The organism is Bacillus sp. MUM 116 (assembly GCF_001866655.1).
Classification (GTDB): Bacteria; Bacillota; Bacilli; order Bacillales; family Cytobacillaceae; genus Neobacillus.
The window spans coordinates 19,925-35,430 of record NZ_MLYR01000006.1; the positions used below are offsets into that span (position 1 = coordinate 19,925).

The 15,506-nt window shown below is 39.4% G+C and carries 11 protein-coding genes and 1 other annotated feature; of the genes, 6 read left to right on the plus strand and 5 right to left on the minus strand.

Annotated elements, in window-relative coordinates; translation table 11 throughout:
- The first annotated feature begins 92 nt into the window (after positions 1-92).
- A complete protein-coding gene (locus BIV60_RS01960) occupies positions 93-575 on the plus strand; it encodes a GAF domain-containing protein (RefSeq protein ID WP_071354072.1) in 483 nt (160 codons plus the stop codon).
- Between the two features lie 101 nt (positions 576-676).
- On the opposite strand, the gene megL is transcribed toward BIV60_RS01960, so the two are convergent.
- Positions 677-1,861, minus strand: coding sequence for a methionine gamma-lyase (gene megL / locus BIV60_RS01965; protein ID WP_071354073.1), 1,185 nt, complete (start codon positions 1,859-1,861; stop codon positions 677-679).
- 117 nt (positions 1,862-1,978) lie between these two features.
- Positions 1,979-3,415, minus strand: coding sequence for a sensor domain-containing diguanylate cyclase (locus BIV60_RS01970; protein WP_071354074.1), 1,437 nt, complete (start codon positions 3,413-3,415; stop codon positions 1,979-1,981).
- 386 nt (positions 3,416-3,801) lie between these two features.
- On the opposite strand from BIV60_RS01970, the gene rpsD reads away from it, so the two are divergent.
- The gene (gene rpsD, locus BIV60_RS01975; protein ID WP_071354075.1) at positions 3,802-4,404 is read left to right on the plus strand and encodes a 30S ribosomal protein S4; all 603 of its coding nucleotides are present in this window, start codon (positions 3,802-3,804) and stop codon (positions 4,402-4,404) included.
- 122 nt (positions 4,405-4,526) lie between these two features.
- Here the strand turns inward: rpsD and tyrS are convergent, their stop codons facing one another.
- Positions 4,527-5,783, minus strand: coding sequence for a tyrosine--tRNA ligase (gene tyrS, locus BIV60_RS01980; RefSeq protein ID WP_071354076.1), 1,257 nt, complete (start codon positions 5,781-5,783; stop codon positions 4,527-4,529).
- A gap of 197 nt (positions 5,784-5,980) precedes the next feature.
- Positions 5,981-6,200, minus strand: a binding site (T-box leader).
- 148 nt (positions 6,201-6,348) lie between these two features.
- Here tyrS and BIV60_RS01985 point away from each other — a divergent pair.
- Positions 6,349-9,135, plus strand: coding sequence for a transglycosylase domain-containing protein (locus tag BIV60_RS01985; protein WP_071354077.1), 2,787 nt, complete (start codon positions 6,349-6,351; stop codon positions 9,133-9,135).
- A 226-nt stretch (positions 9,136-9,361) separates the two neighbouring features.
- Here the strand turns inward: BIV60_RS01985 and acsA are convergent, their stop codons facing one another.
- Positions 9,362-11,080: an acetate--CoA ligase gene (gene acsA, locus BIV60_RS01990; protein WP_071354078.1), complete on the minus strand. Its 1,719-nt coding sequence runs from the start codon at positions 11,078-11,080 to the stop codon at positions 9,362-9,364.
- Between the two features lie 208 nt (positions 11,081-11,288).
- Between acsA and BIV60_RS01995 the strand changes: the two genes are divergently transcribed.
- The 3 genes from BIV60_RS01995 (at position 11,289) to BIV60_RS02005 (ending at position 13,972) form a co-directional block, all read left to right on the plus strand.
- On the plus strand, positions 11,289-11,921 hold the full coding sequence (locus tag BIV60_RS01995) for an N-acetyltransferase (protein ID WP_071354079.1): 633 nt from the start codon (positions 11,289-11,291) through the stop codon (positions 11,919-11,921).
- A gap of 234 nt (positions 11,922-12,155) precedes the next feature.
- Positions 12,156-12,803, plus strand: coding sequence for an acetoin utilization AcuB family protein (locus BIV60_RS02000; protein WP_071354080.1), 648 nt, complete (start codon positions 12,156-12,158; stop codon positions 12,801-12,803).
- Complete coding sequence (locus tag BIV60_RS02005; protein ID WP_071354081.1) at positions 12,800-13,972, plus strand: acetoin utilization protein AcuC; 1,173 nt, start codon at positions 12,800-12,802, stop codon at positions 13,970-13,972. Before BIV60_RS02000 ends, BIV60_RS02005 begins: the two co-directional genes overlap by 4 nt.
- A 124-nt stretch (positions 13,973-14,096) precedes the next feature.
- Here the strand turns inward: BIV60_RS02005 and ccpA are convergent, their stop codons facing one another.
- Positions 14,097-15,086: a catabolite control protein A gene (gene ccpA / locus BIV60_RS02010; protein ID WP_071354082.1), complete on the minus strand. Its 990-nt coding sequence runs from the start codon at positions 15,084-15,086 to the stop codon at positions 14,097-14,099.
- Between the last annotated feature and the right edge of the window lie 420 nt (positions 15,087-15,506).

The window sequence follows — 15,506 nt, forward strand, 5'->3', positions numbered from 1 at the left end:
ATTCCTTTATGAAAATATCGACAAATTCTACCTGATTTCATGGGAATTTGATAAAATAAAAATAAAAAAATAACGAAATGTAGGTGAAAAACATGTTTAACGTCGAAATGTATAAAGGCACTCGTGAGGAAAATTATGAGCTTGTAAAAAAACAATTACATGCATTGATTCATGATGAAACAAATCAAATTGCGAATCTGAGTAATGCCTGCGCTTTATTAAACCAATTTCTTGACCGAACCAACTGGGTTGGGTTCTATTTAATGGATGGGGATAACGAGCTTGTTTTAGGGCCATTTCAAGGGCTCCCGGCCTGTGTTCGAATTCCTGTAGGTAAAGGGGTTTGCGGCACCTCTGCAAAGTTAAAGGAAACAGTTAGAGTTGAAGATATTAATCAGTTTCCGGGACATATCGCCTGTGATGCTGCATCACAATCTGAAATTGTCATACCATTGATAAAAGAAGGACAATTACTTGGTGTCCTGGATATTGATTCACCGGAAAAAAACCGCTTCGATGAGCTTGACCAACAGAAACTGGAAGAATTCACCGAAATTTTAATTCAATTTATTTAAACAAGCAAAGCGCCGGAGCTGGACCATTCTCAAAGCAATTTATAAATTCTTATACTATAACAAAAGCACGAAAGAATGACTCTTGCGTGCTTTTGTATTTCTTACATCTTATCTAAGGCATGTTCAAGGTCCTCTATAATATCTTCCCCGGCTTCTAGCCCTACTGAGAGACGGAGTAAATTATCGCTTATCCCCATTTTATTTCGTTCCTCTTCCGGGACCACCGCATGTGTCATCGTAGCCGGATGCTGATATAACGTTTCCGCATCCCCAAGGCTGACAGCAATTTTAATTAAGTTTAGTTCATTCATAAATCTCTGAGCTGTTTCTTTTCCCCCTCTTATCGAAAAAGAAATAAGGCCCCCGGGTTTTTTCATTTGTTTTTTCATAATCTGATAGTCAATGTGCTCTACGTCACCGGGGTAATAAACTGCTTCAACTTTTGGGTGATTCCTTAAAAACCGAAAGACTTTTTCTGTATTTTCGCAATGACGATCGAGCCGAATGGGCAGGGATTTTAATCCTCGTAACAAAAGCCATGCATCAAAGGGAGAAATGATTCCTCCAATATCTTTTTGAGTTGTTCTGGAAACCTTTTGAATCCATTCTTTATCACCAACGACAATACCGGCAATGACATCACCGTGTCCGCAAATATATTTTGTCGCGCTATGGATAACAACATCACATCCATGGGTAAGGGGAGTTTGCAGGTATGGCGAGCAAAAAGTATTATCAACAACAACCGGTATGCCTTTTTCATTCGCAATTGTAGCCACCATCCCTAAATCAACCAGCTTCATCGTGGGGTTAATCGGTGTTTCAATATAGATACAAGTTGTGTTTGGAAGTATTGCCTTTTCAACCGCCTCTGTTGAGTCCATAGCAGAGAAATCATGTTTAATACCATATTTTTCTTTTAAGATTTGCAAGAACCCAAAGGTACAGCCATACACTCCCTGTGAACATAGAATATGATCCCCCGTTTTCGTAAGCGCTACTAATGCAGCGGAAACAGCAGCCATTCCGGATGAAAAAGCCAAGGGAGCCTCCCCTTTTTCAAGTACTGCCATCCGTTCCTCAAGTATTTTCACGGTTGGATTCCCTAACCTTGAATAAATATATCCATCTTCCTTGCCAGAAAACCTTTTTTCCCCTTGCTCGGCAGTTGAAAAGGTAAAGGTTGATGTTTGATACAATGGCGGAACAAGACTCCCATGATGTTCACCCGAAACATATCCTGAATGAATAACCTCTGTTTCAAAGCGCAAATTCTTCTCCTTCAAGTTTTTCTCCTCCCTGTACTGCAAACGCTTCCATTTATATAGATTATGAAATAGATATGAATAAAGTACTTAAACAATTGCTGAAGGAAAGCAGGCCCCCATGTACCCATGGGTGCCTCAACTTGCTTTTATACAATCATTTTGATTAATGACTTTATTCTTCCCTGTACCTTTTGCTGTATAGAGACACTCATCAGCCCTCTTAAATAAATTGGTATAGGAATCGAATCGGTCCTTATTCCAGTAAGATACACCGCACGATACGGTAATCGATGGTACCGAGCATTCAGCCACAGCTTTTACTAAACGCTCTGCTATTGCTACTCCTGTCTCCAATGTCACTTTCGGCAGGTAGATTGCCAGTTCTTCCCCGCCCCAGCGTGCTCCAACATCATGTTCCCGAATATTTACACGAACAATTTTAGCCACTTGAACCAATACTTCATCACCAACCTGATGTCCGTACGTATCATTTATCACCTTAAAATTATCAATATCAATCAAGATAAATGTTCCTTGATCATCCTCTTTCATTGACAATTGAATTTTATCATCGAGATAATTTCGCGAATGAAGTTTCGTTAAATGATCGGTAATAATCATTCGCTCCAATTCTTCCCTCAGCAGGGAGTTGGTAAGGGCCATGGCAGAATGATGGATAAGAGACTGTAAAAGCTTAAATGCTTCAAACGAAAAAAAATATGGGTCTTGTTTCATAACAATACTGAATCCTTTAAGTATGCCCCTTTGAATCATCGGCACCGCCATAATCGAGCGAAAACACTTTATTTCATTAACAGTGGGTAAATTTAAATCTCCGAAAAAAAGAGATTCTTTTTCTTTTATTATTTTATTTTTTAAATAATCAATATAGGGATGTGCCTGTTTTGTAAAAAAGAAAGAAGTGGAACCCGGCAGAACTGTAACATTCACTAAATTTTCTGTTATCAGAAAAAAACCCGCTTCCTCTGCTTGGAAGGAATGTTTAATTTGGTTTGACATATAAACAATCATATCTTTAAGTTTTAGATTTGAGTTTAAACAATGCGTTGTCTCATTTATTAACTGTAAATCGGAAATGACCCGTTTGGATTGCTGATATAGTTTGGCATTTTCCAATGCACCACCAGCAGCATTTGCCAGTAAGGTGATAAATTCGATTTCCTCTTCGGGAAATACAAGGATATGGGGAGCAATAATCTGCAGAACTCCATAGACACCTTGTTTCCCTTTTAATGGTGCATAAAGGATTGAACGCTTCTCTTCAACTGAATTTTCCATTTTGACATTCCCGGAAACATACGCCTCCATGGCTGTAATATTTTCACTATCATATTCAAAATCAACAATAGGTAATTCATTCTGGTTGGGATAATCTTGAGAGAGAAGCAAATAGCAGGTAAATGAGGGATATAACTCCTCAAGAGAAACGATAATTTCCCGCAAAAGGGATTGCTTGTCCATTAAAGAATGGAATTTTTCGGTTATATGAAATAGCCGCTTATATCTATTTTCTTCATTTTGCATAATCAAACTATCACCAAAGGTTTTCATTATTCATTCACCCAATTTTCCCGGCCTAATTCCAAATATATGCAATGCACTTCCCCTTAATTATAGTGAAAATCCATTGGTTTTTGTTATTATTTTTTGAATAATTTCTAACTTTTATAAAGGTTTCAAAATTTTGGTTATACATTATTATAACAAAATATTCTTGACTTCACAGTAATTAAAATTATATAATACTCTTTGTGTAAAATATTGCAGCTTATGTGAACACTTTAATAGTCACATTTTGTTCCTCGCAAGAATTGCGATGGGGTATCTTGTAACCCTCTGCTGCTAGGGCGAAGGTATCTGAAAACAAAATGGCTGTCATCGTTGTTTCATAACGGTTTTTATTTTACCAAAATAAAAACACGAAGGAGGAGTCTCTCATGGCTCGTTATACCGGCCCAAGCTGGAAACTATCCCGTCGTCTTGGAATCTCTCTAAGCGGCACAGGTAAAGAATTAGATAAGCGTCCTTACGCTCCAGGACAACATGGTCCTAACCAACGCAAAAAGCTTTCTGAATATGGTTTACAATTACAAGAAAAACAAAAACTTCGTCATATGTATGGAGTAAATGAACGTCAATTCCGTAACCTATTTGACAAAGCTGGTAAATTAGGCGGCGTACACGGTGAAAACTTCATGGTTCTTCTTGAATCACGTCTTGACAACGTTGTTTACCGTCTAGGTTTAGCACGTACTCGTCGTGCAGCTCGTCAATTAGTTAACCACGGTCATATCCTTGTTGATGGATCACGCGTTGATATCCCATCATACCGTTTAACTGCTGGTCAAACAATCAGCCTACGTGAAAAATCACGTAATCTTGAAGTAGTTAAAGAAGCAATCGAAGTAAACAACTTCGTACCTGACTTTTTAACATTTGATGCTGATAAGTTAGAAGGTACTTTCACTCGCTTACCAGAGCGTTCTGAATTACCTGCAGAAATTAACGAAACTCTTATCGTTGAGTTCTACTCTCGTTAATCTTTGTGAATATAAGAGCCCATGCATTTTGCACAGGGCTCTTTTTTTATTTATATTTAACAAAATATTTTTTAATTGTGGCAAAATGGGCTCTTGGAATTTTCCCAAGAGCCCATTTTATTCTAATATTTAATTAAAGAGTATTTCTTCTTCCCTCTTCGGATGATGGTAAATTGCCCTTCAATCCGGTCATTTTGAGCTAGGGTGTAGGATGCATCTGTGATTCGTTCCCCATTAACAGAAACAGCCCCGTTCGTCATATCTTCACGTGCCTGGCGTTTAGATGGTGAAATAGCTGCTGCCACTAGCAAATCGACTAAATTCCCTTCAAATCCGGAAGCATCAAATGAAGGCACATCTTTAAATCCTTGTCGAATCTCTGCTGCAGAAAGATCTTTCACATCACCGCTAAACAATGCCTGCGAAATTTTAATTGCCTGCTTCAATGACTCTTCTCCGTGAATTAGACGAGTCATTTCCTCAGCCAGCGCCTTTTGCGCCTTACGAAGATGTGGTTCTTCCTGTACTGACTTTTCTAGCTGCTCAATTTCTTCGTGCGATAGGAAGGTGAAGTATTTCAAGTATTTGACCACATCCGCATCTGCAGAATTAATCCAGAACTGGTAAAATTCATAAGGAGTTGTTTTTTCTGGGTCAAGCCAAACGGCACCGCCTTCAGTTTTCCCAAACTTTGTACCATCTGCTTTCGTTACTAACGGAATCGTTAAACCAAATGCTTTAGAGCCCTCACCCTGCATTTTGCGGATTAATTCAAGCCCTGAAGTAATATTCCCCCATTGATCACTGCCGCCAATTTGTAATTTACAATTGTGATGCTCGTATAAGTGTTGGAAATCCATTGCTTGTAAAATGGTGTAGGTGAATTCCGTAAATGAAATTCCTGTTTCAAGTCTGGATGCAATTGTATCCTTCGCCAGCATGTAATTTACACCGATATGCTTTCCGATATCACGTAAAAACGTAACAATATCCATGGAACCGGCCCAATCATAGTTATTAACCATAATTGCTCCATTTTCTCCGTCAAAATCAAAAATGGCAGCTAATTGTTTTTGGATTCCTTCCACATTTTTTTGTACTGCTTCTAATGTTTGCAGTTTACGCTCTTCACTTTTACCGCTAGGGTCTCCGATTAGACCAGTCGCACCACCGACTAACACAATTGGACGATGTCCGTGCTGCTGAAATCTTCTAAGTGTTAAAAACGGAACTAAGTGGCCGATATGCAAGCTGTCAGCTGTAGGGTCTGCGCCACAGTATAACGAAATTTTTTCTTTTGCTAAAATATCCTTTAAGCCTTCTTCATCTGTCTGCTGGTAAATAATCCCACGCCAAGTTAAATCCTCTAATAAATTCATTGTATTGTCCTCCTAGTCAAAAATAGGCTCTGTTAAATTTAGCTGTTGATCTCCACTCCAGGTGCTTCGCTTCTGCGGGGTCTTCCCTGCCCCGTATTCCCGCAGGAGTCTTAGCACCTTCCACTCCAATCAACATGGTTACAAAATCAATATTGTCCATTAACAAAGCGTAAAAATAAAAAACGCCCCTGCAAACATGCAGGGACGTATAAATACGCGGTACCACCCGGCTTGAGGAATAAAAACTTCCTCCACCTCATAAAATTAACGGCTTACCCGTTCTCTGCTACTCCAATTTTCGCAGAAAAAGCTCCAGGACGTAATTCAATTCTCTATATGTATCAGCTTTCACCTTCCGCTGACTCTCTAAAAACAGGGATAGAAAATCTACTGTTGGGTTCCCTTCACAGCAGTAATTTATAATATTGATTATACCTTTTTTATCACATTTGAATGTATTCTGTCAAACCCAAATTGGAAAATTAAGATAAATGTAGAACATTGTCATTTTTTTGAACATGTATATGCTATAATGTATGTGATTTAAATCGAGGTGATGCACTTAATGAAGGAAAAACTACAGGTATGGATGCAAAGTTTAAAATCCTCCCTAAACTTGATTACACATAAAAAAACAGTAAAAGGTGCTCGAATTACATATGCAGTAGTTTGGAATCTTATTTTACTCTTTTTAACCGTAGTCATTCTTGGGGGATCCTTTGCAACCGGTGTTGGTGCAGGATATTTTGCCTCGCTTGTGAAGGATGAACCCGTCCGCTCTTACAGTAGTTTGAAAAAAGATATTTATAATTATAATGAAACTTCCGACCTCTATTTTGCAGATAATGTTTACCTTGGAAAACTAAGGTCCGATCTTGAACGTGAAGAAGTAAAATTGGATCAGGTCTCAGATTATCTGAAAAAAGCCATTATTGCAACAGAGGACGAGTTCTTTTACCATCATAATGGTGTGGTTCCAAAAGCTGTTTTTCGTGCCCTATTTCAGGAAGTCACTAATTCAGCTGTTCAATCAGGTGGCAGTACATTAACGCAGCAGCTGATTAAAAACCAAATTTTAACTAATGAGGTTTCCTTTCAAAGGAAAGCAAATGAAATCTTACTTGCCCTTCGTTTAGAAAAATTTTTCTCCAAAAAAGAAATTCTTGAGGCCTACCTAAATGTTTCAACCTTTGGACGAAATGCATCTGGTCGAAATATTGCAGGGGTACAGGCAGCCGCAAAAGGAATCTTCGGGAAAAGTGCCAATAAACTCACATTGCCGGAAGCAGCCTTTATCGCGGGGTTACCGCAAAGTCCCTTCGGATACACCCCTTTTACAAAAAACGGAAAAGTAAAAGAGAATCTTCAACCGGGATTAAACCGGATGAAAATAGTTTTGAAAAGGATGTATGATGGCGGTTACATTAATAAAAAGCAGTATGCAGAAGCGGCTTCTTACGACATTACGAAGGATTTTACACATCCGAGTCCAAATCCTTTGGAGAAATACCCATGGCTTACATTTGAAATTGAAAAACGTTCCATTGATGTCCTTGCAACAGTTATAGCCCAAAAAGATGGAATCAGTGAAAAGGAATTAAAGAAAGATAGTAACCTTCATTACAAGTACCAAACAATGGCCAGTCATGATTTAAAACAAAATGGCTACGAAATTCATACAACCATTGATAAAAACATTTATGATGCCATGCAAAAAGTAAAAGATCGCTATCCGTATTATGGCCCTGATAAACCGGAAGAAAAGAAGGACCCGGAGACCGGCAAAATCAAAACAGTCATGGAACCTGTTGAAGTTGGCGCGATCTTAATTGAAAATAAAACCGGAAAAATCATCAGCTTTGTCGGCGGAAGAGATTATAACAAACAGCAGCTTAATCACGCTACCAGCGCAATTCGTCAAAATGGTTCAACGATGAAACCGCTTCTTGTTTACGGGCCTGCAATCGAAATGGGAAAAGCTTCACCAGGAACTGTCCTTCCTGATGTTGCTTTAAGCCTCGCCCCGGGCAGAAGCAGTCCATGGCCCCATAACTATGACATGAGATACAGTGGTTTAGTGTCTGCAAGATACGCTCTTGCATGGTCTTATAATGTGCCAGCTGTAAAATTATACAGGGATATTATTAATCAACGGCCAGCCAGCTACTTGGAAAAAATGGGCTTTTCCTCACTTAGAAGTGTAGATTATACAAACCTTGCAACGGCTATTGGCTCCTTAAGCAAAGGGGTCACAGTAGAAGAAAACACAAATGCTTTTACAACCTTTGCGAATGGCGGGAAATTTATTGATGCCTACATGATTGACAAAATCGTCGACAAAAACGGGAAGGTCATCTATCAGCATCAAGTGAAACCTGTTACGGTTTTCACGCCACAAACTTCTTATTTAACATTAGATATGATGCGCGATGTTATGAGAATGGGAACAGCTGCCGGCATTAACAACAGACTTAAATTTAGAACGGATTGGGCCGGAAAGACAGGAACTGGAGAAGATTATAAAGATTCTTGGCTGGTCGGAACAAATCCAAATGTTACATTCGGTATTTGGACGGGGTATGATACACCAAAATCACTGCAGTCCTATGGCTATATGTCTTACAGTCAACGGACAAACAATCTTTGGGTTGATTTAATCAATTCCGCTTATAAGATTAATCCGTCATTAATTGCTCCTAAAAAGCAATTTAAAATGCCAAACGGGATTGTGATGCGTTCTTACTGTGCTGTATCTGGTCTTCTTCCATCAACAGCTTGTATAAATGCAGGATTAGTCCAAAATGATTACTTTAACGCTAAATACGTTCCGACAAAAGTAGATGATAGTTTGTTATCAGGAAAATACGTTACAATTGGCGACAGAAAATATTTGGCACTAGATTCAACCCCGGCGGAATTTGCACAAAGTGGCCTTGTTTTGAATCCCGATTTTATTGCCAGAATGGTTGGCAGAAATTTTAGCAATCCTAGCCAGCTCATTCCAAACAGAAGCCGCTGGGCACATATTCTCGTCTCTAACGCTAGAATTGTTGATAACGGAAAGACTCCAGGAGCTGTAACGCTTAAAGCTGATGCCAAAAATCTGGTTTGGTCGCCGTCTTCTGAAAATGATGTAATCGGATATCGAGTCTATTACGCAGGTCTTTTAGTAACAAAAATTGCCAGTATCAAAAGTGGTGCGAGCCTTTCTCTTTCGGTACCAAGCGGGACCTATTACGTAACGGCTGTAGATATTGCCGGAAATGAATCACCCCCATCTAATTTGGTTGAGGTTGGTGGAACTGACCAAAATAAAGATCAAGAACAAAACAAGGACATAGGAAAAAAATAAAAAAGCTGAAAAAACCGCACCGATTCGGTGCGGTTTTCCTTTAAAGATAAAATGAGTTTATGATTTTCGAGAACTGTCCAGCGCAAGCGTCCTGCCCCTCGAGGGAAAAAATGAACTGCTTTTTTCCTAGGTTTCTTCGGTCCTGTCGATGAAGTCAAAGAACGACTTCACCGACAGGACCTCCAGCACTTGTTGGGGCTGACCAAGGCGCTACTGCTTTTCCTATTTAATCTTCCATTGTTGATAAATCACCCGTAGGAAGGTTTAGTTCCCATGCTTTTAACACACGTCTCATGATTTTACCGCTTCTTGTTTTTGGAAGCTTATCACGGAAATCAATCTCTCTTGGTGCTGCATGTGCTGCAAGACCTTTTTTCACAAATTGTCTAATTTCCTCTTTCAATTCATCCGTTGCTTCAAAACCATCCCTTAAAGCGATAAAGGCCTTAATGATTTCACCACGAACCGGATCCGGTTTCCCAATAACACCAGCCTCTGCTACTGCAGGATGTTCCACAAGCTTGCTTTCCACCTCGAAAGGACCTACACGTTCTCCGGAAGTCATAATAACATCATCGATTCGTCCTTGGAACCAGAAGTAACCGTCTTCGTCCATATAAGCTGAATCGCCAGAAACATACCAGCCTCCAGGCATAAAATAAGACTCATATTTTTCCTGGTTATTCCAGATGGTGTGCATCATTGAAGGCCAGCCTTTTTTAATCGCAAGATTCCCCATGCGATATGGTGGAAGCTCATTGCCTTGGTCATCTACAATCGCGGCTTCTACTCCCGGAATTGGTTTACCCATTGAGCCAGGTTTGATTGACATACATGGATAATTCGAAATCAGCTGCGCACCAGTTTCTGTCATCCACCAGTTGTCATGGATCCGTTTATTAAATACCTTTGCTCCCCATTTTACAACTTCCGGATTTAATGGTTCACCTACGCTTAAAACGTGGCGAAGGGAACTAAGATTATATTTTTTTATAATTTCGTCGCCCGCGCCCATAAGCATCCGGAAAGCAGTTGGTGCACTATACCAAACAGTCACACCAAAATCTTCAATCATTTGGTACCACGATTCAGGACTAAAACGACCGCCTATGATGACATTGGAAGTCCCCGTTAACCACGGGCCGAAAATACCGTAAGAAGTTCCGGTAACCCAGCCTGGGTCTGCTGTACACCAGTAAACATCGTCTTCTTTTAAATCCAAAACCCATTTAGCGGTTTGATAATGCTGAATCATTGCATTATGTACATGCAAAACTCCTTTTGGCTTTCCAGTAGATCCGGAGGTATAATGTAAAATCATTCCGTCTGTTCTTTCTACCCATTCAATCCTTAAATCTTTGTCCGCTTCTTCAAATTTTTTCAAGAAGTCAATATAAAGTCCTTGCTCTTCAACATTTTTACCTACTACAAAAATATGCTTTAAATCAGGTAATTCATTTACAGGAACACGATCTAGTAATTCCGGAGTAGTAACAAGAACCTTTGCAGCACTATCCTGAAGGCGATCCCTGACAGCACCTTCCATGAATGCTTCAAATAACGGACCAACAATGGCACCTAGTTTGATTGCCCCTAAAACTGTGAAATAAAGCTCTGGAGAACGCGGCATGAAAATAAATACCCGGTCGCCTTTTTCGACATCGCCATAGGTTTTCAATACATTTCCAGCCTTATTCGAAAGATCTTTCATATCTTTGAATGTGTATTTTTCGTCTCTTAAACCATCACGATAATAAAGGGCAATTTTGTTCTTTCGGAAGGTTTTTACATGACGGTCAATCGCCTCATAAGCCATATTAACCAATCCTGTTTCATGCCAAGAAAATTCCTTTTCTGCTTCTTCCCAGTTGAAATTCTTATACATTTCATCATAATTTTCTAAGTTATAGTTCCCCTGTACTACTGGCAGCGCTTCCACTCTCATTATAAATCTCCCCTTTAGTTTTATTGATATAATTATAGTACAAATAGAGACTATTCTCAATTTTTAAAAATTATTTTTTGTGAATAGTTTTTTTACTTTTTTTCAGTTTTACAGAAAGAATCTAAAAATTTTGTGAAATTGCTTTAAATGAAAAGATTTTTAGTATAATAGAATCAATACTTTAAACCTTTTCCAAGGTGGTGAACAAATGGAACATAAAAAAACGTATAATGCAAAAGAATTAAAGACTCCTTATGGGAATTTAATTATAGAAGGTCCGATATCTGCAGGAAAACTTGCAAGTTATGAATTCCATAAAGATCTGATTGCTTTTCGCCCTCCCAGCCAGCAGCACCATGCATTAGTGGGCATTGCTGATTTACAAGAGGGAAGGATTATCATCGCCAGACATCATCATACAATAGTTGGGTATGTTACCTACCTCTATCCCGATCCACTTGAAAGATGGTCTGAAGGGAAAATAGATAATTTAATTGAATTAGGTGCGATTGAAGTCATTCCGCAATTTAGAGGCTGCGCTGTAGGTAAAAATCTTTTAATCGTTTCAATGATGGATGATGCGATGGAGGATTATATTACCATCACGACTGAATATTACTGGCACTGGGACTTAAAGGGAACTGGCCTTAATGTTTGGGAATACCGCAAGATGATGGAGAAAATGATGAATGCCGGTGGACTTGAGTGGTATGCAACCGATGATCCGGAAATTTGCTCCCATCCTGCAAATTGTTTAATGGTCAGAATTGGAAAAAGAGTCGATAACGAATCGATCCAAAATTTTGACCGCCTGCGCTTTATGAATCGGTTTATGTACTAAGAAAAGCGCAAGCGCCTTGTTCAGCCCCGACAAGCATGAGCCAAGCCGGCGAGAAGGTTGCTCTTTAACCTTCTTGACGGATTGGCTTATGACCTCGAGGGGCAGGACGCTTGCGCTGGACAATTCTCAAAGACGAAAATTTTATACTTACTTTACTTTTAAACGAAAAGCGCAAGCGCCTGTTTTAAGGGCGAGCTAGACACTGAAACTGTTTCTGTGAAGGGGGATTACTAGATGATTGTAGAAGAAATCATGAAACCAAATGTTGCAACACTTTTTCCAACAGATTCCATTAAAGATGCCATACGCTTAATGGAATCAAAAAAAATTCGCCACCTTCCCATTATCGACTCCTACAATCAATTAGTGGGATTAGTTACAGCCGTAGATATCCGTGATGCAATGCCATCGATATTTCATGCCAATGAACATTTGGAAGATTTACAAAAACCGGTTGAATCGATTATGAAAAAAGAGGTCATTACAGGCCATCCCCTTGATTTTGTAGAGGAGGTGGCAGGACTTTTTTATGAGCATAAAATCAGCTGTCTTCCAATTATTAAAGATAAAAAGCTAGTTGGAATTATCACAGAAACAGACCTGCTTAGAACAATGGTGGAATTAACAGGCGCCCATCAGCCCGGGTCTCAAATTGAAATAAAGGTCCCGAATAAATCAGGGATGCTTTGCGAAATTTCCAGTATAATCGGAAAACGGAATGCGAATATTTTAAGCGTGCTTGTATACCCGGACAAAAGGGATGATCAATATAAAATACTTGTTATTCGCGTGCAAATGATGAACCCTATAGGGCTCATTGAAGATTTGAAAAAAGCAGGACATCATGTCCTATGGCCAAATCTGCCGGGGATATCTATATGAAAGATAAATGTTCATTTGTTTTTTCAGAAGAACTGCTCAATTATAATTTCGGCAGACATCATCCTTTTAATCAGTTTCGGCTTAAATTAACAGTAGACTTACTAAAAAAAATAAATGCATTAAATGAAACACAAATTATAGCACCAAGAATGGCTACCACAGAGGAACTTCACCTCATTCATGATCCGAATTACGTTGATGCTGTAAAAAAGGCTGGTCATGATCAGCTCCCAAGCGAAATTGCAGAAAACTATGGTTTAGGAACCGAGGACACCCCAATTTTCCCAAGCATGCATGAGGCAAGCTCCCTGCTGGTAGGCGGGACATTGAAGGCGGTAGACCAGGTAATGACGGGACAAGCAGTCCATGCACTTCATCTTGGAGGAGGGCTACATCACGGTTTTCGAGGAAAAGCTTCAGGCTTTTGCATTTATAATGATAGCTCCGTAGCAATAAAATATTTACAGCAGAAATATCATGCACGTGTTTTATATGTCGATACGGATGCCCATCATGGAGATGGGGTTCAATGGTCATTCTATGATGATCCAAATGTCTGTACTCTGTCTATTCATGAAACGGGCAGATATTTATTCCCGGGAACAGGCAATGTAACCGAACGAGGTCAGGGAAAAGGCTATGGTTATTCGTTTAACATCCCTGTTGATGCTTTTACCGAAGATGAATCATGGATTCATGCCTATTCGGAAGCTATTAGGGAAGTGGCAGATTTCTTTAAGCCGGATGTTATTCTCACCCAAAATGGTGCTGATGCTCATTACTATGATCCATTAACACATTTATCCTCAACAATGAAAATCTATCGTGAAATACCAAAACTAGCTCATGAAATTGCCCATCAATATTGTAATGGCCGATGGATCGCTGTTGGCGGCGGCGGGTATGACATTTGGAGAGTGGTTCCGCGTGCATGGGCCCTTATTTGGATGGAGATGACTGAAAACTCCAATTGTTATGGTAATTTACCTGTTGAATGGCTTGAAGCTTGGCAGAAGGATTCACCCGTTAAATTGCCGCAAGAATGGGACGACCCGTACGATCTCTATATTCCGATTCCAAGAAAAGCGGAAATTACCGAAAAAAATTTAAGAACACTTGAAAAAGCACTATATCCAATTCGAAATCAGCAAAAGAGTCAATCTATCTAATAGTAAGGCTGTGTTAAGTGACATTGTTGATTTTTTAACCTTGTTGATTGGAGCGGAAATCAACAGAAAAGTTTACAGCCAATAGTAAAAGGACTATCCCGAGTAAAGGATAGTCCTTTTTACATTACCTTGTTGATTGACGGTGCTCAATCCGGTGTGGAAGGACAACAATATGCTGCTCCACTTTTTCTTTATTCATGTATTTCGTCAACAGACGCATAGCCACTGCCCCAATATCATACAATGGTTGAACAACAGTTGTAAGCTGCGGGCGTACCATAAGAGCCAATCTTGTATTATCCGAAGTTGTCACTTCGAAGTCCTCAGGAATGCTATATCCTTTATCCTGAGCACCATGGACAACGCCAAGTGCCATTTCGTCAGCTGCCACTAAAATAGCAGTTGGTCGTTCTTTCGCTTCCAGTAACTTTTCAAAGGCTTCAATTCCGGAATCGTATGTGTAGTCTCCCTCAACCAGTAATTCTTCGTTAAATGGAATTCCAGCATCCTCAAGTGCTCTTTGATAGCCTTTTATTTTATTCTCTAGTTCATATAAAGGGCCAACTACAAAAGCAATATTTTTGTGACCTTTATCGATAAATTCTTTAACCGAATCATACGAAGCTTGTTCATAATTAATATTCACTGAAGGAATTGTTTCCGTTTCTTCCATAGAGCCGGCAAGCACAATTGGTACAGGTGATTTCTCAAATTCCTCTACATGTTCAGAAGTAATATTTCCACCCATAAAAATGATGCCGTCCACTTGTTTACCAAGCATTGTGTTAAACAAGTGTAATTCTTTATCTTTATTTTGGTCTGAGTTACTTAAAATAATATTGTATTTATACATCGTGGCAATATCTTCAATTCCGCGTGCTAATTCCGCGTAAAAAATATTTGAGATATCCGGAATAATGACACCAACAGTAGTAGTTTTTTTACTCGCTAATCCTCTTGCAACCGCATTCGGACGGTATCCTAAACGTTCAATTACCTCTAATACTTTTTTGCGGGTTACAGGTTTTACATTAGGATTTCCGTTCACAACACGTGAGACGGTTGCCATCGAAACATTCGCTTCCCGGGCAACATCATAAATGGTTACATTCACGCTCAACACTCTCCTTAAAACGATACATTTATTTTTCTTATTTTATAGCAGTTTATCGCAGCCTAGTCATTTTCTTTTTTCTTAGCCTAGCAATCGTTTCCGCTTTTTTAATTTGTGATATAATAAACAATCTTAATTATCTACTTAATGATACGACAAGAACGTTGAAGCCGCAATGAGAATCCTCTATTTTAAATAAAAAAAGCGGAAGCGCCTTGTCAGCCTCAGGCATAGCACAAGATAAGCCGGCCGAAAGGTTGTTCTTTAACCTTTTGGACGGATTGGCTTGTGACCTCGAGTGGGCAGGACGCTTGCGCTGGACAATTCTCGAAGCCGAATTTTCTTTCTTATCTCAAAAAAAAAAAGCCCCTTGAATGGTTTAAAGTTCAGGGGCTTTTGTTAATATCCGCAGCCTATAGG